Source organism: Winogradskyella eximia (assembly GCF_003386165.1).
Classification (GTDB): Bacteria; Bacteroidota; Bacteroidia; order Flavobacteriales; family Flavobacteriaceae; genus Winogradskyella; species Winogradskyella eximia.
Genome location: NZ_QRDV01000001.1, coordinates 70836 through 93835, shown reverse-complemented (window position 1 = coordinate 93835; position 23000 = coordinate 70836). Strand labels below are relative to the sequence as shown.

The following is a 23000-nucleotide window of genomic DNA, read 5'->3' as shown; positions in this document are numbered from 1 at the left end:
TTTATTTAATATATTGAATGTTACTTAAGGCTGAAATTCCATTTTCGTTAAACGCTTCAATGGTAAAATAGTAAGGTGTGTCGCGATCTAAACAACGCATAAAATGCGAATCTGTATCATACACTTGCCAAGACTGGTAAAGTTTGTCTTTCGCAATTCCCCAACGTATGTTATAACCTTGCGCACCTTCAACTGGTTTCCAAGAAAAAGAAGCATCTCTACGGTCGGTTTCTCTTTTAATTTTAAATCCTGAAACTTGTTCTGGCTTATTCCCTAATCCTAAACCAAAAACTCTAATTTCGGACATGGCAAAATTGTTTCCTGGCACTTCAATATTATTATATCTTACATATTTTGCAGTGACTGGTTGGTCTAAAACAATATAAGCATTTGGCGCATCTTTATCACTTTTACTTCGATCTACAACGGTGTGCCAAGTTGTACCATTTTCTGATGTTTCAATTGTAAAACGATGCTTTAAATCTTCAACACGTGTGTAAATTCCAGATTCATAATCATGAAAATTTAGCTGTAAGGCTTTAATGCTTCCTGCGTTTTTCATTTCTATCGTTAGCCATTGTTTATCGTTATTAGCTTCAGCTACCCAAAACGTTTTTGGATTTTCATCGGTTAAAACTTTAGAAATAATTTGTCCTTCGTCGTTTTTCTGAAGTGGTAATTCATTGACTTCAACTTCATCGTCGTTAGACATAAATTTCATCACTTGTTTTAAAGATGAAGACACGGTTACATCGCCTTTGTAAGACAAGAGCATCCAACCATTATGTTGACCAGCTTTGGTAGGATGATTAGCTCCAAAACGAGGATAATCGCCATAATCGGTTGTGGAATACATTAGACCGTCATCATCAAAATAGGTAGGAAACATGCACAATCTGCGTTCCCATTGCGCATTAGATGCTAAAGCCATTGTGGCAAAATGCCAATATTGTCCATTGGTCTGCTTTACAGTAATGCCGTGACCTGCACCATTAGTAAATCCGCCAGGCTTAAAACTCATCGGATTGTTTTTCATGTATGTGAAAGGTCCAAGTGGCGAATCGCCAACATACACTCCATCTGCATAGACATTAAATTGTGTACCTGGTGCTGCGTATTGCAAATAATACTTTCCGTTGTGTTTGGTCATTGAAGCACCTTCCATGTAGCCTTCTTTTAACGTAGGATGAAAATTATTTTCGCCAAAACGCTCCCAACCATGTTCTTCTTCATTGAGATTTATAAGTTCTTTTCGCTCACCAACTTCTAAGAAACGGTCATCTTTATTCAACATTTTAACACGAATAGGATGAACGTTAGACGATCCCCAAAACAGGTAACTTTTACCATCGTCATCTATAAATAATTCTGAATCTTGAATGTTATTAGAAATCGAAGCTGTCGGAGTCCAGTTGCCTTCTCTAGGATTATCTGTATATAAAATACTGCCATAACCTGCAGGATCACCTGCAAAATAAACTAGTGAATCTTTATAATTAAAAGCTGTTGGTGCGTTGCTTCCTTCAAAAAACCATTGTTTTGGTTTAATAAAATTCCAGTTCACCAAATCGGTAGAATGCCAATAGCCAAAAGAACGTGTTACAAACATGTAATATTCGCCTTTAAACTCAATAACTGCAGGATCAGCACCAGAACGATACGATTGATTTCTACTAGAATTATAAACCATATACGTATAATCTATATCTAATGGATTGCAATAGGTCTGCTGATTCGAAACGGTTTTTACAACTTCTATATCATTAGAATTTTCATCAATCTCTTTTTTATTTTCATTATTACATGAAAACATAAAAGCTATTACAATGAAGAAAAATATATTTTTCATGGTTTATAATTTTGTGTCTTTATTAGTTTCAGGATTATAAGAAGTGCCTGTATGTCCTCTTAATCTTTCAAATTGTTTATAGGCTTTTTCAACATCAATTTTAGGCGCTTGCTTAAACTCTTCTTCAGTTACTTTATATTGTTTTTGAAGTTCTATTAACCTCTGCCTTAATTCATCTTCTATTTTATCGTACTCCAGATTATCAATTTGATTATGAATTTCTGAAGGATCCTCCTCTAAATCGTATAATTCCCATGAATTAATATCATCATAAAAATGCATTAATTTGTATCGTTTTGTTCTAATGCCGTAATGTTTCTTCACCATGTGAAATGCCGGATAATCGTAATAATGATAATACACGGCATCTCTAAAATCGTCATTATCATTAAATGTGTTTTCTAAAAGAGGACGTAGCGATTTACCTTGCATATCTGCAGGAATTTCCGCCTGTGCATAATCTAAAAACGTTTCTGCAAAATCTAGATTCTGCGTTAAATCTTCAATTACAGTTCCTGGTTTTATAGCTCTAGGATACTTTACTAATAATGGCATGGCGAGTGATTCTTCGTACATATAACGTTTATCAAACCAGCCTTTTTCACCTAAATAAAACCCTTGGTCTGTGGTGTAAATAACAATTGTATTTTCGGCCAAACCGTTTTCTTCTAAATAATCTAAAACACGACCAACACCTTCATCAACCGACGCAATAGTTGCTAAATACTCTTGTAAATAGCGTTGTCCTTTCCATTCTGCTAAAGCTTTTCCGGATAAATTAGCATCATGAAAAGCATCATTTTTTGCCTGATACGCTTTATCCCAAGCGGAACGTTGTTCTTTTGACATACGCTCAAAATCTGATTTCCATGGATTCCAAGCCAATTCTGAACTTCCTTTTTTGGTAGTCATTTTTAAGTCGTGCCCTTCATACATATCTTTATAAATAGTCTGTAACTGCGCTTCTGAAGCTTCAGAACCATCATGGTTTGTAAAATAGGTGTCTGGTAATGGGAATTGTATTGAATCGAATTTATTTGCATGTCTTAATGCAGGCATCCAGTTTCTGTGTGGTGCTTTGTGTTGCAACATTAGCATAAAGGGTTGGTCTGAATCTTTAACACGTTTTAGATAAGATAAGCCTTCTTCTGTAATAATATCGGTTGCATAACCTTTAATCCTAGTTGTATCAGCAAGTTTTGTTGTTTCATTTAAGGAAATAAAATCAGGATTATAGTAATTACCTTGGTCAGTGAGAATATTCCAATAATCAAAACCTTCTGGGTTGCCATGCAAATGCCATTTACCAATAACGGCTGTATGGTAACCTGCTTTTTGCAATAATTTTGGGAAGGTTTGTTGTTTACCATCAAAACGATTTCCATTCATTTTAAAGCCATTTTGGTGGCTAAATTTCCCTGTTAACACAACAGCTCTGCTAGGCCCACAGATTGAGTTGGTACAAAAGTTATTTTTAAACAGTGCACCATCATTGGCTATTCTGTCAATATTTGGTGTTGGTGCTATTTGACTTATAGGATGACCATACGCGCTAATGGCTTGTTCTGCGTGGTCATCTGCCATAATGTAAACGATGTTTGGTCGTTTATAATTTTCAGAATTGTTAGATATGTCAGCATCTTTATTCGTTTCGTTTTTACACGATTGAAACACAAATAAACACATTAAAAGTATTGATAAATAACGCATTAGTTTTTAGTCTTTATAATTTTTGTTTGAATGACATCGTTGTTAATAATTGTTTGTTCGAAAAAGTTGAAAATTGCATTTAAATCTTCAAAAGGAATTGATGATACCTCATGACGACCTTCTTTTACAATATTGAAATAATAAGCTGTTTCTAACTCTTCTAACTTTTTTGCAATAACATTTGAGCCATCTAGAATGATATAACCATCTCTTGTTGGCTCACAAAGGTGATGCGCTGCATTATCAAAAGGCACTAATTGGTCTTTTGTGCCATGATATAAAACGGAAGGCACAACATTATCTTTATTGATGTAACTAGCATCAACAACGGCTCCTGCACAAGAAAACACACCTGCAAACTGCACCTCATCATAAGCTTCTGCATTATCTAGAAAATACTCGCGCATAAACACTGCATTTAAAATACCTTCTGCTCCAGCACTACTGCCACCTGCAATAATTTTAGTGGTATCTATTTGCAATTCTTTAGCATGTACCACAATGTATTTTGCAGCATCCATATAATCAATAACCGCTTGTTTAAACGTTTCTAATTTTTCGTCTTTAGAACAATCGCAACCAAAACCTGTTGCTGTATTCTTTCTTAACTGTCTATAATCAATAGAAACACCTATGTAATTCTGTTCTTTAGCAACATATTTCACCAATTTATTATCATCTGGATACGCACGATGACTACCTGAAAATCCGCCTCCATGCATCCACAATAACACAGGTAATGTATCTGATTTCTTAATGTTTTTTGGTGTAAACACATCTAACTTTATAGTGTCGTTACCTTTTATAGAAAAGGTATAAGTGGCCATGTCTTGAGCTGAAAGCGACACAGATACCAACATTAATAGTGCTACTAATAATTTGTTCATTTAGTCTAATTTTTCTATTAAAATACCACTTAGAACGGTTTCCCCCTTTATAGGATTAAGCTGAATTGTTAAACCTTCGTTCTTGGCAATATTTACTTCTGACGTTTGCATTATTCCGTATTTATCATCATACATTTTTGCCATATTAAACTGGCTACTTGTGGTTTTAGCATTTAATTTAATATCAAAAATTCTATGCATCACATCTGCTTTAGAATCGTCATTGGCTTCTTTTAAATTGAATAATACTTTGGTTTTATTTTTTAATTGAGGCTCTACAAAATATAAGGTTACTTTATACTTTCCGTTAGGTATATCAACCTTGTAGGCATTACAATCTACAAGTACAGTCTGGTAAACAGCTTCGTTAATAGTGTTACTAATATTAAAAGGAATTAATTTTTTAGTGCACTTACCAGAATTTGGTAGATAACCATATAAATTATCAGAATAAGGTCTGTCTTTTAAAAATGTTACACCCAAGATATCATCTCTAAAACTAATATGTGTACCAACATTAATTGCCAAAACTGATTTTGGATTGGTTTTTAAATTTTGAAACAATTCAACATTAAAATCAGTTTCATCTGTAGTGTTAGCTGTTTCAACCTTTACTGTATTTACACCTTGCTTCAAAGGAACTTCGATTTTTGCTATACCTAATTCAAAATTAATGTCTTTATATAAGACGTCGTTTACATATAGTTTTCCTTCATTTTGATTGGAAAAAATAACGACTTCATGTGTATTCTTTTCTAATAAGTTTAGTTCATTTTGGTAATTAGCAATATGCACAAAAGGTTCTTTTGTTTTTAAAACAGATTGGTACCAATAGTACACTTCTTTTGGTGCTCTGTTATATTGCATTATGCCTTTTTGATTGACATGCGGTATCGTTTCTCCTCTAAATTCCGAGCCAAAATCTGCAAAATTCCAGGCTGTCATTCCGGTTACAAAATCACGTTCCATTACTTGACTGTAGTAACCAGAATGTAACAATAATTGATAGTCTTGAGAATAATCGTATCGCGAAGGTTCTGTTGCAGAAATTCGCACATCTGCTCCTGGTCCATACTCTGAAATTAATAAGGAACGCTTAGGATAACGTTGGTGTTGGTCGTCTAAGAATACGCCCAAATCTTCAATTGTGTCGTGGTACCAACCAAAATAAAGATTCCAACCCACAAGCATTGGCAAATCTGCAATTTTAGTTTCGTTATACAGCTCATTAAAATGCAATGCCATTACTGTGATGTGGTTTGGCGCTTCTCTTCTCGTTAAGTCTTCTAACTGTTTTGCTAAATTGTACGTGAATTGCTTACGGTGTTCCTTTTCCTCATCAGACTCTTTTTTATCAAAGGCTAATCTCAGAAATATCTCATTCATGTAACCTATCATCACCACTGACGGAAAATTATAATACTGCTTAATATGCTCCTTTTGCATTTGTTTAGACACATTAACAAATGCTTCTGTATTGGTCACTTTATTAACGATAGGAATTTCTGTCCAGACTAAAATACCGAGTTCATCGCATTTTTTATAAAGCTCGCGAGCATGCGGATAATGTGCAAAACGAATGACATTAGAACCCATTTCTTTTATAAGTTCAATATCTTTTTTCTGTAATGAAAGTGGAACAGCATTTCCGTAACTCTCGTAATCTTGATGCCGATTAACACCAACCAGTTTAATTGGTTTTCCGTTTAAAAAGAAACCTTTTTCCGCATCTACAGTTGCCCAACGGAATCCAAGATTTGAAGATTTTGAATCTAATATGTTACCCTTTTTATCAGTTAACGAAATTTCTAATTTATATAAATAAGGATTATTAGGCGACCATAATTTTGGGTTCTCAATTTCTGGAAATGTGATTGTAATGTCTTTTGATGTGGCTGCATTTAGTTTAAAACCTTTATGTTCTTCTAAAATAAGTTGACCTTCCGCATCTAAAATTTTTAAATACAAATGATTTTGAGATTTAAACGAATCAAAATTATCAACCAATAACTTTACCTCAACACCAGCTTGCTCTTCTGAAACATTATAATAGTTAACGTAATAGCCATCTGAAGCAAAATCGGTTAAACTTAGATGTTGTTTTGGTACCGAAATCAATTCTACATCTCTATAAATGCCACCATAAAATGTAAAATCCGCATCTAATGGTGGAATATTTTCATTGTGTGAATTATCTACTATAACTTCAATATGGTTAAAATCATTAAAGTTAAGGTACTTTGTAATTTCAAAATTAAAAGCAGTGTAACCACCTTTATGATTTCCTACGTTATGACCATTTACAAAAACAGTAGCTTCTTGGTTTACCGCATTAAATTTTAAGTAATGAATGTTTTCTTTTTCATCTGAAGCTACAAAAATCTGCTTCTGGTAATACCCTAAACCTCGTCTGTAACCAGGTGCATCATCAAAAGCATCCTTATCATTCCATGTGTGCGGAATATTAATAGTCTCCCAGTTTGTTTTATTTTCTGAATATTGCCAACCCGAATTTATAGTTTTAGTTTGTGCAAAAGCACTAAAAGAAAATGCCACACAACTCAATAAGCAAAGTGTTATTATTTTAAATTTATTATGTGACATATCTTAGCTACTAATCAATAAGGGTAATTGTATTTTTAAATTCTACGTTAGAATCTGTTCCGATTGCTACTTGAAAATCGCCAGGTTCGGCTACAAAATCTATATTAGCATTGTAGAATTTTAAATCTTCATCCGAAAGTGTAAAGCTTACGGTTTTTGTTTCGCCTTTCTTTAAGAATATTTTCTGAAACCCTTTTAATTCTTTTACAGGTCTAGTGATAGAACCTATAACATCTCTAATGTATAATTGAGCAACTTCTTTACCATCATAATCACCAGTATTTGTAATATCTACAGACACTGTAACCATATCTTTTTGAGACATAGATGTCTTATCTAATTTTACATCACCATATTTAAAGGTTGTATAACTTAATCCGTAACCAAAAGGATACAATGGTTCATTACGAGCGTCAATATAATTGGACTTAAATTTTTCGAAATGTCCTTCAGAATTTCCTAATGGTCGTCCTGTGTTTTTATGATTATAGAATAATGGCACCTGACCAACATTTCTTGGGAAAGTCGCCGTTAATTTACCTGAAGGATTTACTGCTCCAAACAACACATCTGAAATAGATAAACCAGCTTCACTACCAGGAAACCATACGTTAAGAATAGATGGTACATTTTCGCTCTCTTCTACCAAAGTTAATGGTCGCCCAGTAAACAAGACTAACACAACTGGTTTTCCTGTTTTTAATAAAGCGTTTAATAAATCTTTTTGAACTTGTGGAATACCAATATCTGTACGGCTACTGCTTTCTCCACTTAATTCTGAAGATTCACCTATGGTGGCTAAAATCACATCTGATTTTTTTGCAATAGCAACAGCTTCATTTATCATTTGCTGGTCTGTTCTATTATCTCTTGGAATCGTTTTACCAAACATTGTAGCACGTTTCTCTAACTCAAAATCGTAATCAACGTTACTACCTTTAGCATATAATAAGTTGACATCATTGCCTACCGTTTGCTGTAAACCATCCCAAACAGAAATACAATTTTCATGGTCTGTAGAAACACTCCATGTACCAGCCATATTGTTACTGGCTTTAGCTAATGGTCCTATAACCGCAATTGTACCCGATTTTTTTAATGGTAATATTTGGTTTTCGTTTTTTAGTAAAACGGTTGATTCTGCTCCAACTAAACGTGCGTAATCTCTATTCTCTTGCGTATAAACATCGTTCTTTGCACGTTCTTCGTTACAATATTTATAAGGGTCTTCAAACAAACCAACTTGATATTTTGCAGTCAGTACGCGCGCTACAGCTTTATCAACATCGTTAATAGAAATGTCGCCATTATCTAAAGCGGTTTTTAAATTTTTAATAAAAGCGGCCGAAATATTTGGTGAATCGCCTGCCATATCCATATCTAAACCAGCTTTTAAAGCTAAAGAAGTTACAGCAACTTCGTCTCCCATTCCGTGTGCCATCATTTCGTAAATTCCAGTATAATCTGAAACTACAAATCCATTAAATGCCCAATCATCTCTTAATAAATCTGTAAGTAACCATTTATTACCAGTTGCTGGCACACCATCAATTTCATTAAATGAAGCCATAACAGAACCGACACCTGCATCTACAGCAGCTTTATAAGGTGGTAAATATTCGTTGAACATTCTAATACGACTCATATCTACTGTGTTGTAATCTCTACCTGCTTCTGCTGCACCGTACAAAGCGAAATGTTTAACACATGCCATCATTGTATTGTTAGCAGACATATCGTTTTGTTGGTAACCATTAACCATCGCTTTTGCAATTTGGCTACCTAAAAAAGGGTCTTCTCCATTACCTTCGGAAACGCGTCCCCAACGAGGATCGCGAGAAATATCTACCATTGGCGAAAACGTCCAATTAATTCCATTGGCACTAGCTTCTGAAGCTGCAATCTGAGCTGTTTTCTCAATCATTTCCATATCCCAAGAAGCAGATAAACCTAGTGGAATAGGAAACGTAGTTTTGAATCCGTGAATGACATCCATTCCAAAAATAAGTGGAATACCTAATCGGCTTTTTTCTACTGCTATTTTTTGAACTTCGTATATGTTTTTAATATCCTTAATATTGAAAAGACCACCTATTTTACCTTCTTCAATTTTTGAAACAACATCTGTACTTTTTGAAGAACCTGTTGTAATTGGACCTGTTGCAGGCAAATTTAATTGACCGAGTTTTTCATCTAACGTCATTAAACTAATAATAGAATCTACCTTTTCTTCAAAAGGATTGTCATTATGAGTTGTTGATGCTTTCTGATTATTAGTATTGCAAGACAGCACCGAAAGAACACCTATTGCCAGTGTGAACGTTTTTATTTTAGCGAATTGAGGTTTTTTCATTTTTTATTTTTTTGATTTAGAGAAAAGCCATGTTAATAATTCTGGTTCTGCAAAGGCAGAATCCCAACTGTTATGATTGTCGTCAGCGTATAGTGTAAAATTAGGTTTGCCTCCATTTTCTAAAATAGCGTTTACCATTTTTACAGAGCCTTTTGGATCTACAACATTATCATCTGCTCCGTGAAAAATCCATAGATCTACTTTAGTTGCATACTCCTTAGCTAACTCGGCATTTCCATTGCCACAAATAGCAAAAGCAGCTGCAAACATATCTGGCTGTCTCGATAAAATTTCAAACGTTCCCATGCCACCCATAGATAAACCACCGACATAAACTTTAGCTTTGTTTACGTAATCTTTACGAGTTACCTCTTGCATTAAATTTATTACCAACTGCATGGGCTTTGTTGCTTCTTTATCTTTTGGAAATTCTAAACTTATAGGATAACTACTTCTATCTACACTGGCATTAGACCAATAACTTTCTTGCGGACACTGAGGAAAAATAACAATTGCCGGAAATGCGCCACGATTCATTTTATCCGTAAATAATTTACTTCCATTTGCTAGCTGTTTTTTATTATCATCACCTCGCTCACCTGCTCCATGTAAAAATAAGACCACAGGATATTGATTATCTTCTGAAAAATTTTCAGGATACATAATGCGATACTTTAAAGTGTCTTCGCCTTTAATATGAACCTTCTCTTTAAATAAATCCTTTTGTGAGAATGCAATTGTCGAAGACAGCATCAAACAAAAGATTAAAAACGTTTTTAATTTTTTCATATTTTAAATTGATTTAATAGGTAAATCCTAAGGCATCTAAACCATTTTGGACATCTTCATTCTGCATGAATAAATTCCATAATAGTTGCGACCTATAATTTTCTATCATTATAATTTCTGGTCCTTGGTCTATAGCTAAATAGCGTTCTGTTACCCAATCATTATACTGTGGACTAAACGCATCGTAAAAACCAGCATTACCCAATAAAATTTCGTTTTTACTATAAAAATAATGCATAGCTGCTAATGACTTTTCTGGCGTATATGGAATAGAGCTTATTGCCGCAGTAGGCGAAATAACACCTGTATCATTTTCTGGGTCGTGAGCTGTATAACCTACGGAACCATCGGAATTCCTAGTATAGCTAGCTGTTAAGCCCCAACAATCAGTTCCGTAATCTACATAACTGTTTGGATTGTCTACACAGTGTAGATAATTTATGTTTGTATGGTTAACATTCAAATCCCAATAATCAGCATATTGATCCGATAAATTTCTTGGATCTAAACCTAAATAAGAATAATGTGCCCAAAAAAGAGGTCCTGTTCCTGTACCTGCATGATCTAAAATTAAAGGTGTGTTATATTGACTCGCAGAAGTAACAATATTCCCATTGTCAGCCCAACCTTCATGGTACACCTCAGCCGGAATTGAATAATCCGGCGAAGCTGCACCTAAGATAAATGCTATTAATGTTTCGTTATAGCCTTTTAATTCTAGATTTATAGAAAAATCATTAGAAGGACTCCAATGCCAATACAATGCATTTTGCCCTTGTGTGTACCAATCCCATTCTACACCTTTCCAAAGTGCATCTGCTTGTGCAGCAAGTTCTGCCTCTTCGGTAGTACCATTTTTAAAATATTCTTTTACGCAAATTAAACCTTGCGCTAATAAAGCTGTTTCAACTAAATCACCGCCATTATCTTGATCACTGAAAGGAATAGTATTACCTGTTCCTCCATCTATCCAATGTGACCACGCACCATGAAAACGATCAGCACCTTGAAAGAAATTTAAAATTAAATTTAATCTTGAAACACCTTCTGCTCTTGTAATATAACCACGTTCTATTCCTGTTAAAATAGCCATTAAACCAAAACCGCTTCCGCCTGTGGTTACTACATTTTGACTGTTAGTAGGGTCGTTAGGATGATATCTTTCTTTTGCTGCACCAGAGTTAGATTCGGCATAATCCCAAAAATATCTAAAGGTCGTTTCTTGAGTTAAATCCAACAGTTCCTCATCGGTTAATGTTTCAACAACTGGATCATCATCACTTGGGTCATAAGGTTCTTGATAACCAGGACCATCATCGGATCCGCAAGCTGTAAGCAATATACCTACGATTAATAATTTAACTATTTTCATTTTTAATTTGTCTTTTTATAATGGAAACCAAGCTTATCTAAACCCGATTGTACATTTTTATTTTTCATAAATAAACCCCATAACAATCCTGTTCTATAATTTTCTATCATTACAGGAATTGGTCCTTGGTCTATAGCTAAATATCTAGGTGCTGACCAATTATTTTCAAAGCTAAACGCATCGTAAGGACCGTATTTGCCAACTAAACTATCATGATTTTTATAAATATTCACTAAAACATTCATGCTCTCTTTAGGTGTATATGGAAAGGACGATAATGCTGCGGTTGGAGAAATAACTCCCAAATCTGCACCAGGTCTATGACCAGCATAACCTTTAATGGAATAGCTAGAAGTTAATCCCCAAAGACTATCTCCATAACCTTTAAAATGTTTAGGATTATCTATTGCATATTCATAATGAATTTTTGCATGATTTTGAGTGAGCTTCCAATAATCTGCATACTGATCTGTGAGTCCATTTGGGTTTAAACCTAGATATGAATAATGTGACCAAAATAAAGGTCCAACTGCAGCGTCGTTATGCTCAAAATAGTCTAAAACTAAAGGCAAGTTATACATAGAATCTTTGGAAACTATATTACCATTTCTAGCCCAACCTTTGTCGTAAACTGATTTATTTATTGGGTGTGTTGGAGAGCTTGCAGCAAGTACATACATTATTAAACATTCATTATAACCACCAACAGGAAAATTCATTTCCCAATTATATTCTGGTGACCAATGCCAATATAAAACGTCTTCATTATTTTTAGTGTACCAATCCCATTCTACCTCTTTCCATAATTTATCAATTTTTGATCGTAAATGCTGTTCTTTGTTATCATCGCTATCAAAATACTCTGAAACAGTAAGAAGCCCTTGTATTAAAAAAGCAGTTTCAACTAAATCACCTCCATTATCTTTTTTAGTAAATGGATACATTTTGCCAGTTTCACCATTGATCCAATGTGGCCAAGCTCCATGAAAGCGGTCGGCCTTTTCAAGAAAATTGACTATTTTAATATAACGGTCTAACGCTTCTTGCTTCGGTATAAAGCCTCTTTCAATACCTACTAGGATTGCCATTAATCCAAATCCACTACCACCAATTGTTACTGTATTTTCTGGTGAGGATGGATAATTATTATCCATATGAATCCTTTCTCTAGCCAAACCAGAATTAGGTTCTGCTCCTTCCCAGAAGTAGTTAATGGTTTGTTTTTGAATTGTATCTAACAATTTGTCTCCAATTAATTTATTCACTACTGGAACAACTTGTTTATTGACACTATTTTTTTTTGAATTATTGCAACTCGTTAAAAAGAATAGTATAGCAAGTACTATCAAAAAAAATTTATAATTTGATGGATTCATTTATAAAAGCTACTTTAAAATAAACTTTAGCTGTATTTATACTTTTATAAATACAGCTAAAGTATTGAAGACTAATTCAAAAAATATATTGATTTCCTTATATTGTTTTTAAAGCATTGATTGAATTTCAGCTGCAGATAAAGCTTTGTTATATAAGCGTAATTCATCTAGCATACTTAAATCTGATAGATGGTTCCAATAGCTAAATGTTGGACCACCAGCGCCAATGTTTAGCTCACTACAACCTGACCAATCAATACTTGATGTTAAAGTTGAAGAGAGTTGTTCTACACCATTGAAGTAAATTTTACTTTCTGTTGCAGAAACTGTTAGTGCTATATGTACCCATTCTTCTGCTGTTACATCTATAAGACCTCCATCATTCCAACTTTCACCATCACCAACACCAACATTTACTTTTATGCGCTGTTCTGTTTCAGTTCCTTCTCTAAACAATCTAAACCCTTGAAATCTATCATCTACATCATCACCAACGATTAAAATACCTGCGCGATCTGGTGTAGAATTTACTTTATACCAAAATGTAGCGCTAAATGCATCTGCGCCAAACAAACCATCTATAGGATAGGTTAAGTAAGAATCTGTTGCTCCCATAAAAGCATTAGAACCATCATGACTGTCGCCTGCATAAGTAGGTGTACCAACAACTGTTGGTTCATCTAAACTCACCAATTCTGTATAAGTGCCATCAAAAGGCATATAGAATGTTTCACCATCATAGATTGGTTCGTATGGATTAGTAACATTAATGATATTTAAAATCTCGCTTTGAGACATGGTTGTATTGAATAATCTTAACTCGTCCATAAAACTGTCGTCTGATAAATGGTTCCAGTAGCTAAAGGTTTCTCCACCTGCACCAATGGTTAATTCTGTGCAACCTGTCCAATCAATAGCGCCAGAAGGGGTTGCGGTATTAACTGCAATTCCGTTTAGGTAAATTATGGTTTCTGTAGGTGCAATAGTAAAGGCGATGTGTACCCATTCTCCAGCAGTGACGTCTATAACGCCTCCATCATTCCAACTTTCACCATCACCAGTGCCAACATTAAGCTTAATTCTCTGCTCAGTTGCACTACCTTCTCTAAATAATCTAAAGCCTTGTAAACGGTCATCGGCATCATCTCCAACGGTTAAAATTCCTGATCGATCAGGTGAGCCATTAACTTTGTACCAAAAAGCACCACTCATGTTACTACCAAGCATTAAATCTTCTATTGGAAAAGTTAAATATGAATCTTCAGTAGCTTTGAAAGCATTTGAACCGTCAAAGGCTTCACCTGCAAAATCAGGAGTGCCTATTTCTGTGGCATCAGTTATTGATAATAGTTCTGTATACGTGCCGTTAAAAGGCATGTAGAATACTTCACCAGAAAATATTGCTTCATAAGGAGGAGCTTTAGAAAAATTAACAGTAGTACTTGCAGTATTGCCTTCTAAATCGGTTCCTGTAACTGTTACAGTGTGTTCACCAGCAGTTAAACTATCGTAAGTATATACTCTTTCTACAATTCTATAATCTAAAAAAGTGTCATTAGAACTGTCAAATGTCGCTATTTGAGTACCGTCAATACTAACAGTTATTGAAACAACTTCTATATCATCTTCAACTTTAAAAGATATATCTATAGGTACTACTAATTCTAGTCCAGTTATTTCATCTCCTTCAGAAGGGTATATTATCTCAACGACAGGTGCACCTGCATCTGATCCTGGATCTATCTGAGTAATTGGATCTAATCCATCATCGCATGATGCTATAAAAAGCATCATAAAAATTCCAAATAATTTTATTAATGTATTTTTCATAGTTTCTTAATTATTTTGTTGACTTTGATAATAGTCGTTAAGTATATAACTTTGATCTAATTGCTCTTGTGGATAAGGTAAATATGCTTTTTGCATAGTGAATGTTCTACCATCATAGCTCAATTCTTCCGTTTTTTCTAGTCTAACCATGTCGTGATATCTAATTCCCCATTCCATAGCTAATTCTGCAAATTTTTCGTCCATAACTTGATCACTAGTTACTCCACTTAAATTTCCTAAGCCAGCTCTATTTCTAACTTCATTTACTGCATTATCTGCTGTGCCAGCGGTTCCAGTTGCACCTCTCGTAAGGGCTTCTGCATACATAAGTAATACTTCTGCATAACGTATAACCGTGTAATTTTTATTAGTTCCATAATCGGTTCTACCAGATGTTAACTCCATAGAAGGCAAATAATGTTTGCCACTTGCTTGATATGCTCTAGAATAATCGTTTATAACATCTCCATCTCTTGTGGTATTAGAAATCCAACTTGGTAATGTAGCATAAGCAGGATCCGTTTGTAATTCTGCAATCCCTCTATCCGTAAATAAAACACTAGTTTCTAAACGAACCGTTTCACCTCTATCTAGCATGAATTTAATAAACTTAAAGCTTGGTTCGTAAAAACCCCAACCACTAGTAGCTTCTGGCACAGCAGCTGTCCAGTTTTGCGGCCCATAAAACGCAAATAAGTGACTTACATTTTCACCAGAGGCTTGACCAAAATCTGAATATTGAATTTCTAAAATATTTTCATTTGCTAATTTTCCGTCTGTTTTAAATAAATGATAGTAATCATCAAAAAGTTGGAAAGCATTAGAATTAATAATTTCACCTGTAGCATCTGCTACATTTTGGTAATTCCCAATTTCTAAATTAGCCATTGCTTTTACTGTTAGTGCAGTGTAGCTGGTAATACCACCTGGTAAATCTGTACGTTGCGAAGGAGCAACATCTAATAAATTTGGGATTGCTTCATCCATTTGAGTAGAAATCCAAACCATTAATTCATCCTTAGGTAGTACTTCTATTTGAGTTTGATCTGTTGTTTGAATTTTATATACATCTCCAAATAGTCTAGAAAGTTCTAGAGTAATAAACCCTCTTAATACTTTACACTCGGCTATATATTGATCAATTAAGGCAGAATTTACACCACCATCTCTAAATCTTTCTAACGATTCAATTTGCGATGTAATTTGTAATATGTCTTGAGACCAATTTTCAAAAATTGAATTATACATCCAATAGCTATTATCGTAAATGTAATTGTCTGTATCTGCAAATCCTTGCTGATCACCAAGGCCACCAGCATTAACGTCATCACCTCTTACTGCTAATAACGGAATTTGTTCCCATCCTACACTTTGAAATTTTTCATAGGCTCCAATTAATGCGCCAAATGCACCATCTTCGCTCGTGTAGTCTATCTGCCCTGTTAGAACGATAAGTTCTTGTTCTTCATCTAAGTTATCTTCACAAGTAAATAAGAAAACAGGTAAAATGAATAAAATAATTCTAAATTTAAATATATTTTTCATTGCTTAATTTTTTTTAAAATTTAACTGTAACGCCAAATGTATACACCGATGGTGTTGGGTAGGTTTGTGAATCTCTTCCATCAAAACCAACTTCTGGATTAAAACCATTATAACCTTTTGTCCACAATAGAGGACGGTCTGCAGTAAGTGTAAAACGCATTTCTGGTAATTTTTCTTCTCTTAAAGTGTAGGCTAACTGAATGTTTTGAATTCTAAAGAAATCACCGTCTTGTAAAAAGAATTCAGATAATTTTTGGTTCCATAAGTTTCTGTAACCTTCAGAAGATGGGAATTCATTAGTTGTTCCTTCTCCATGCCAGCGATTTACTGCTAATTCTGCATCTATGTTACGTCCTTGAGTTCTAATAACTTCCATGCGATTGGTATTTAAAATTACATTACCACCTTGCCCATAAAAGGCCATATTTAACTCAAAGGCTTTGTAATTAATTCCTATATTACCACCAAAATAATATGTTGGTACTGGTGATCCAATTACTTTTCTATCACTTGCATCTATTGTGCCATCGTTATTAAGGTCTTTGTATTTAAAATAACCAGGGTTAATCGCTGTGCCTTCTGCTATAATTGCTTGTACATTAGGGTCTGCAGCAATTTCTGCTTCATTTTGATACACACCTTCTATTTCATAACCATAGAAAGAATTAATGGCTTCACCAACAATTAAACGTTGTCTTGCTTCTGCTGTACCAGTATTAATGTAGGGCTGACCAGCTAAACCTGTTATTTGATTGTCTATAGTACTAAAATTACCAGAAATATTGTAGCTAATATTTTTAGATATTTTGCCATTCCATGTTGCTGCTAATTCAATACCTCGATTTCTAACAGAACCAGCGTTTTGGCTACTAACTTCTGTACCTACTAATGGATTAATATCTATCACTAAATTTTTGGTGTCTTTTATAAAATAGTCTGCTTCTAAAGACAATCTATTATCAAATAGATTTGCAGATAAACCCACATTTAATTCTTCGGTATATTCCCAGTCTACGTCATCTGCAACTGTAGAAAATTGAAAACCATTATAATAAGTATCATTAAAGACAGTAGAGATTGTACTTGCAGAGATAGGAATACTTGCAGCTACTGCGTTATTGGCTAGTTTTCCCCAACCTGCTCTTAGTTTTAAATAATTTATAAAACTAATATCTTTCATAAAAGACTCTTTAGAGATTTCCCAACCTAAACCAAACGCTGGTAAATTAACATAGGTGTTTTCGTACTTGTTACTTCCCTCAGAACGAAAAGTAGCATAGGCTAAATATTTGTCATTGAATTTATACTGTACTCTACCGAAATAAGACATTCCATAGTATTGGGTACCATTATCAAATGATGTTCTACTATCCTCAGAAGTATTCTGTATGTACCAAGTTTTTTCATTATTTCTTAAAAAGGCACTACCTGGATCAAAATTACCACTTCCTCTAAAATAACGCCAATAATCATCTCTAAAGGATGTACCAGCCATAACAGTTAAATCGTGTTCTCCAAAAGTATTTGTATAAGTTAAAACATTATCAAAAATGTAATTTTCTACTACACTATTTGTTCTGGTAATTGTAGAATTATCAATACTTCTTTGATAATCATCAGTAATGTAATAAGGCAACAACATGATACGCTCATTAGTTCCTAAATAATTATAAGATAACGTTGTTTTAAAACTTAAACGATCTTTAAGAATTTTAAAATCCGCATAAAAATTAGCTGTTGTTCGTCTTCTTTCTCCTCTTTTATCTGAATTGTCTAAAAGTGGAAATGGATTTTGTGAATCTCTATAACCAATTTCTCTTGCATCTGAGTATGGTGATGGGCTAGCTTCTGTAAAATTGTAATCGTAAACAGGTAGTATTGGAACCGCAAAATAGGTCAGCTGCCATGCAGATGCTTCATCATCATATTTAACAGCATTACTAAATAATACGTTTCCACCAACATTTAACCAATCTGTTGCCTTCGCGTCTACTTTTGCTCTAAGGTTAAAACGTTCGTAACTATTCTTCATGTCTAAAATACCATCTTGAAGGAAAAAATTTCCACCAAGAGCATAAGATATACTTTCGGAGCCACCATTAATTTGTAAATCATAATTTTCAATTGAGGCAACTCTTAATACTTCATCATACCAATCTGTATTTACATTTGGTATATTAGGATTTACTCTACTACGACCAAATCTTTCAATTGCTTGATTTACGCTTGAAATTTCTGAAGCGGATCCAGACTCTTGTGCAAATGTTACAAACTGTTCTGCATTTGCCATTTTTAGAACATTCTGTGCACTTTGCATACCATAATAAGATGAGAATGTTACTTCTGCTTTCTTATTAAATCGACCTCCTTTAGTAGTTATTAAAATAACACCGTTTGATGCTCTCACACCATATATAGCAGAAGCAGAAGCGTCTTTTAGTATAGTAACGTTTTCTATTTCATTAGAATTTAAAAAATCAATACTACTATAAAACATACCATCTACAACATATAATGGTGATGAATCTCCAGATAGAGAATTAGTACCACGTATTCTCACCTGAGGTGTTTCTCCTGGAGAGCCTATACTACTAATTTGCACACCAGCTACTTTTCCTTGAAATCCTTGAACCAACTGTGCTGCTGGAGTAGAATGTAACTCTTCTGGATTAATAGTTGCAATAGCACTAGTTAAATCTGCTTTTTTCTGCGTTCCATAACCAATAACAATAACTTCGTTTAACGAAGCTACATCATCTTTAAGGGCAACGTTAAGTACTGTTTGGTTTTCAATTAAAAATGTTAGGCTTTCTAAACCTACATAACTGAATTCAATTTCTTCTCCGCGCGACACTTTGATAGTATATTTACCATCAAAATCGGTTGTAGTTCCTCTACTTGTTCCTTTGATTAAGACGTTTGCACCTGGTAAGGGCATTCCGTCACTTTCGGTTGTTACAATTCCGTTAATTTCAACTTGCTGTGCAAAAGCACAAATCGAAAAAAACAGCATTAACAATAGACTGAATTTTGTTTTCATAGAAATTAATAAATATTAGAGTTTATTATTTAGTTTTTGTGTTTGTCTAAATTATAACCTAATGTTAAATTCTGTTAACTTCTATTTACATTTTAATTACGTCATGCCTTAAGTTTGTTAACGGAATTTAAGAAAAAGCCTAACATGACGTACTCTAAAGCTACTAAAAAAACGTTATAGTTCTAAAGAAATTAACAGAGTGACGTAGTAATGACGTAGTGAAATAATGGTAATATGATAATTTGACGCTTGGATTATTTGATATTTAATAAATAATCCGCCATAGAAATGTCATTATCTAAATTTAGCTTCTTATTTAATCGATATCTATGCGTTTCTACCCCTCTCACAGAAATATTTAACAAAGGAGCAATCTCTTTTGAAGACAAATTCATTTTGATGTAAGCACAAATTTTTAAATCTTTAGAAGTGAGCTTTGGATGTTTATCTTTTAGTTTTATAAAAAACTCATCATGAACCTGGTTAAAGTTATATTCAAAAACTTCCCATTCATCTTTAAGCACAATGGAATTATCAACTTTTTTTAATAACTTTTTATAGGCGTAGTAATTTTGAAAGCTTTCTTTGTTAATCATTAACTCTTTTTTAATTTCTTGAAGGGATTCATTCTTCTTAACTAAAGCCATAGCGTTATTTGCCAATTGTTTACTCTTAGATTTTATATCACTTTGTAGTGCATCATTTTTTAATTGAACAATTCGTTTTTCATTTTCTAGTGTTTTTTCCCTAAGTAGTTTCTGCTGCTCCTTTTGATATTTAATCTTCATCAGTCTTTGTTCCCTAATAAGTTTTCTTTTTTGAACATAGAAAAACGTATATATAGCTAAGGCAAAAATTAAGAGATATATTAAAATACCTAATGTGCCTCTGTACCAAGGTGGATTTATTTCAAATGTTAAGCTTTGGATTGGTGATATATTACCAAAATCATTTTTTGCTCTAAATTCAATTTTATAATTGCCTTCAATTAAATTAGTCAATTCTATTGTATTATTTTCTAACTCATTCCAATGATTGTCATTTTCAAATAACCTATATTCAAAAAAATGATTAGTAGATCGCGGAGATACTATTTCTATTTCTAAACTTTCACCATATTCTATAGATAAAGGTTCTTCTTTAAAGTTAAGTGCAATAGCTTTTTTATTGATTAGAATGGATTCGACTGTAGGTTTATATAATTCAAGATTCTTTTTAAAACCATTATCAATCATCATAAAACCATTTACTAGGTTAAGTGCATATATAGAATCCTCGATTTTAGATATGTTTTCGTAACCTACAACATATCGGTTTTTAATTTTTCTATTTCCGAAGGTGATACTATCTGTAATATTATTAAAAGCCTTAAAACTAATTAGACCGTCATTATTGATTAATGCTAAACGATTGGTGTCTTCTTCAGAAATGATATAACTATCCTTTCCGAATTTTTCATTGAGTAGATTATAAGGAACAATTGAGTCAATAATTGGTTCGTATTTTTGCCATCCATCATTTGTTTTAAAACTGATATTATTTTTTATGTTATAAACACGCAGATTAAAGTCAGACCCAATTCCTTTGTCGCCATAAGATTTAACGCTAGAAATGGTATCATAATTATCATCAAATTTTACTCGATATAATCCTTTGTAGGCATGTGCTACCCAAGCTATATTAGGACCCTCAAAAGCCAGAAATCGTGAGGGAATTGTAGTTTTGCCCAAATGCTTAACGTGCCATTTATCTAATTGTTTTTCAAATTTTACCAATCCAGTATACGTTCCTTGTATATAGGTGTTTTTGCGTTCGGGTACTTTTTTAATCGTCCATCCACCAGTAAAGCTCGAAATCCATGTTAGTTGATCTTCATCAACCACAAAAGTTCCTTCATTATGACCACAAAAGAGTTGATCTTCAATAATTATTAAATCCCAGACCTGACCTTGAGAGCCTTCTATAAAATGAAGTTTATCATTTTTATTAAGTTTGAAAAGACCAGTATTACTGCCTATATAAATTTGCCCTCTATATTTTACCACATCGTATACGGCTCCTAGTTTACCAGATTGATCATTAAAGAAATAATGGTGACTATCTAAATCAATTTTAGATATACCGTTATCTAATCCTAACCATAAATTATTTGAGGTATCTATATATTGCCCTAAAACCGTATTATTAATTAAGCCATTTTCTTTACTTACATGAAATTTTAAATTGCCTTTAGCATCGGTTAAAAAAACACCGTTTTTAATGGTACCAAAAACCATTTCTCCATTAGGTAATTGTGAAAATTTATTGAGTTGATGTTGCTTTAACTCTTTATCAATTTTAAATCGGGTTGGTTTTAATTGATTGTTATGTAAATAATAGCTTCCTTTTAGTGAGGTTAGTAAAAGCAAACCATCATTGTAACTTGTTAATGAAACTATTTTGGTGTCTAATAGGTGAGAATCAAAAAAGAATGGTTTTAGCTTTTCATCTTCTAAGGAGAAAATACCTTTATTTAGAGTACAGATGTAAAGCTTGTTGTCAATAACATTACTAGAAATTATGGCCGATTTTGGACTTAACTGAATTACGTTTTTATAATCATAGATGTAGATATTTAAAAATGACCTAAAAATAATTTTATCTTTAAACTTAACGATTTGCCATATCTCTTCGTTTGCTGAAATTTGATCTATAACTTTATCACTAAGTGAGACATATTTTAAAACTCCAAAATCATCTTTTTCCCAATACCCAAACTCTTCATAAGAGCCAGTGAACACGATATTATTATCTGTAAAGACAGAACGAACAGTCGTCTTATTTGGTAACTGATAGAATTTCCAATTTAAAGCATCATAGGCAAGTAACCCATTATTATTTGCGACATAAATTTTGCCATCTTCAGATCTCGTTATATCCCAATTTTGATTACCAGCTTTATATTCTGCTAAAGTATAGTTGTGAGTACTTGGTGAGTATTGCCCATAAACTTTTGTAAGTAAAAAAAAAAGAAATAATATGTGTAGTGTTTTTTTCAATATAAATGGTAAATCAATTGCATTAAACGGTTTAAAAATAAGAATATATATTAAGGTTTTGTGTGTTTATGTTAAAGGTTAAAAAATATTTCCATCTTTTCATATCAGATCTAACCTAGTTGAATATATGAATCCCAAAATAGAAATACTCATAAAACCTTTTAAGACAGTATTAATACCAATTTAAAGAAAACTCATAAGCGACTCCGAATAAATGCATACATCAAATAAATATGATCTTGAATGCTTACATTTATTCATGTTAATGCACTTTTTATATAAAATAACACATAACATACATACACATATATGCTTAAATATATTATAGTAAACTAAAGGAGTCACCACATAATTTTTTGGCATAACGAAAATATTGATCGATGCTCAAACCTTTATACATCTATAATACACCATATTGCTATTTAGCTGCAAGTATAGTGTCTTGGAAACGCCGTATTACTCTAAATAACTCTTCATTAATGTACTATATAATAATTCAAGTGGGACCACAAATTAAAAAAGACTTTAGTGTAAACTAGAGTCTTTTTTATTCTCATAGTCTTGATAAATACAATGTTGCTACTATGGCAAAGGATATTTAATATTT

At 33.2% G+C, this 23000-nt stretch carries 12 protein-coding genes; all 12 read right to left on the bottom strand.

Annotated features, from left to right (window positions below; genetic code table 11):
• Position 1 precedes the first annotated feature (1 nt).
• Positions 2-1849: a family 43 glycosylhydrolase gene (locus tag DFQ10_RS00385; RefSeq protein WP_245940564.1), complete on the bottom strand. Its 1848-nt coding sequence runs from the start codon at positions 1847-1849 to the stop codon at positions 2-4.
• A 3-nt stretch (positions 1850-1852) separates the two neighbouring features.
• Positions 1853-3559 (bottom strand): sulfatase family protein, encoded by a 1707-nt coding sequence (locus DFQ10_RS00380; protein ID WP_115815456.1) that lies wholly within the window; start codon positions 3557-3559, stop codon positions 1853-1855.
• Positions 3559-4446: an alpha/beta hydrolase gene (locus DFQ10_RS00375; protein ID WP_115815455.1), complete on the bottom strand. Its 888-nt coding sequence runs from the start codon at positions 4444-4446 to the stop codon at positions 3559-3561. The genes DFQ10_RS00380 and DFQ10_RS00375 overlap by 1 nt, the downstream gene beginning before the upstream one ends.
• A complete protein-coding gene (locus DFQ10_RS00370; RefSeq protein WP_115815454.1) occupies positions 4447-7050 on the bottom strand; it encodes a glycoside hydrolase family 2 TIM barrel-domain containing protein in 2604 nt (867 codons plus the stop codon).
• A 10-nt stretch (positions 7051-7060) separates the two neighbouring features.
• Entirely contained in the window at positions 7061-9403 is a 2343-nt protein-coding gene (gene bglX, locus DFQ10_RS00365; protein WP_115815453.1) for a beta-glucosidase BglX, read from the bottom strand.
• Between the two features lie 3 nt (positions 9404-9406).
• Positions 9407-10192, bottom strand: coding sequence for a carboxylesterase family protein (locus DFQ10_RS00360; protein ID WP_115815452.1), 786 nt, complete (start codon positions 10190-10192; stop codon positions 9407-9409).
• 13 nt (positions 10193-10205) lie between these two features.
• Positions 10206-11564, bottom strand: a complete 1359-nt coding sequence (locus tag DFQ10_RS00355; RefSeq protein ID WP_115815451.1) for a glucoamylase family protein — start codon at positions 11562-11564, stop codon at positions 10206-10208.
• A 2-nt stretch (positions 11565-11566) separates the two neighbouring features.
• The gene (locus DFQ10_RS00350; RefSeq protein ID WP_115815450.1) at positions 11567-12940 is read right to left on the bottom strand and encodes a glucoamylase family protein; all 1374 of its coding nucleotides are present in this window, start codon (positions 12938-12940) and stop codon (positions 11567-11569) included.
• A 108-nt stretch (positions 12941-13048) separates the two neighbouring features.
• On the bottom strand, positions 13049-14770 hold the full coding sequence (locus DFQ10_RS00345; protein WP_115815449.1) for a LamG-like jellyroll fold domain-containing protein: 1722 nt from the start codon (positions 14768-14770) through the stop codon (positions 13049-13051).
• Between the two features lie 6 nt (positions 14771-14776).
• On the bottom strand, positions 14777-16315 hold the full coding sequence (locus DFQ10_RS00340) for a RagB/SusD family nutrient uptake outer membrane protein (protein WP_115815448.1): 1539 nt from the start codon (positions 16313-16315) through the stop codon (positions 14777-14779).
• A gap of 13 nt (positions 16316-16328) precedes the next feature.
• Positions 16329-19355 (bottom strand): SusC/RagA family TonB-linked outer membrane protein, encoded by a 3027-nt coding sequence (locus DFQ10_RS00335; protein WP_115815447.1) that lies wholly within the window; start codon positions 19353-19355, stop codon positions 16329-16331.
• 254 nt (positions 19356-19609) lie between these two features.
• The gene (locus DFQ10_RS00330) at positions 19610-22393 is read right to left on the bottom strand and encodes a helix-turn-helix and ligand-binding sensor domain-containing protein (protein WP_245940563.1); all 2784 of its coding nucleotides are present in this window, start codon (positions 22391-22393) and stop codon (positions 19610-19612) included.
• Positions 22394-23000: the final 607 nt, after the last annotated feature.

Bases quoted from the DNA above. Each gene is read 5' to 3' on its own strand.
- DFQ10_RS00385 (WP_245940564.1), bottom strand. From the start codon at position 1,849: ATGAAAAATATATTTTTCTTCATTGTAATAGCTTTTATGTTTTCATGT.
- DFQ10_RS00380 (WP_115815456.1), bottom strand. From the start codon at position 3,559: ATGCGTTATTTATCAATACTTTTAATGTGTTTATTTGTGTTTCAATCG.
- DFQ10_RS00375 (WP_115815455.1), bottom strand. From the start codon at position 4,446: ATGAACAAATTATTAGTAGCACTATTAATGTTGGTATCTGTGTCGCTT.
- DFQ10_RS00370 (WP_115815454.1), bottom strand. From the start codon at position 7,050: ATGTCACATAATAAATTTAAAATAATAACACTTTGCTTATTGAGTTGT.
- bglX (WP_115815453.1), bottom strand. From the start codon at position 9,403: ATGAAAAAACCTCAATTCGCTAAAATAAAAACGTTCACACTGGCAATA.
- DFQ10_RS00360 (WP_115815452.1), bottom strand. From the start codon at position 10,192: ATGAAAAAATTAAAAACGTTTTTAATCTTTTGTTTGATGCTGTCTTCG.
- DFQ10_RS00355 (WP_115815451.1), bottom strand. From the start codon at position 11,564: ATGAAAATAGTTAAATTATTAATCGTAGGTATATTGCTTACAGCTTGC.
- DFQ10_RS00350 (WP_115815450.1), bottom strand. From the start codon at position 12,940: ATGAATCCATCAAATTATAAATTTTTTTTGATAGTACTTGCTATACTA.
- DFQ10_RS00345 (WP_115815449.1), bottom strand. From the start codon at position 14,770: ATGAAAAATACATTAATAAAATTATTTGGAATTTTTATGATGCTTTTT.
- DFQ10_RS00340 (WP_115815448.1), bottom strand. From the start codon at position 16,315: ATGAAAAATATATTTAAATTTAGAATTATTTTATTCATTTTACCTGTT.
- DFQ10_RS00335 (WP_115815447.1), bottom strand. From the start codon at position 19,355: ATGAAAACAAAATTCAGTCTATTGTTAATGCTGTTTTTTTCGATTTGT.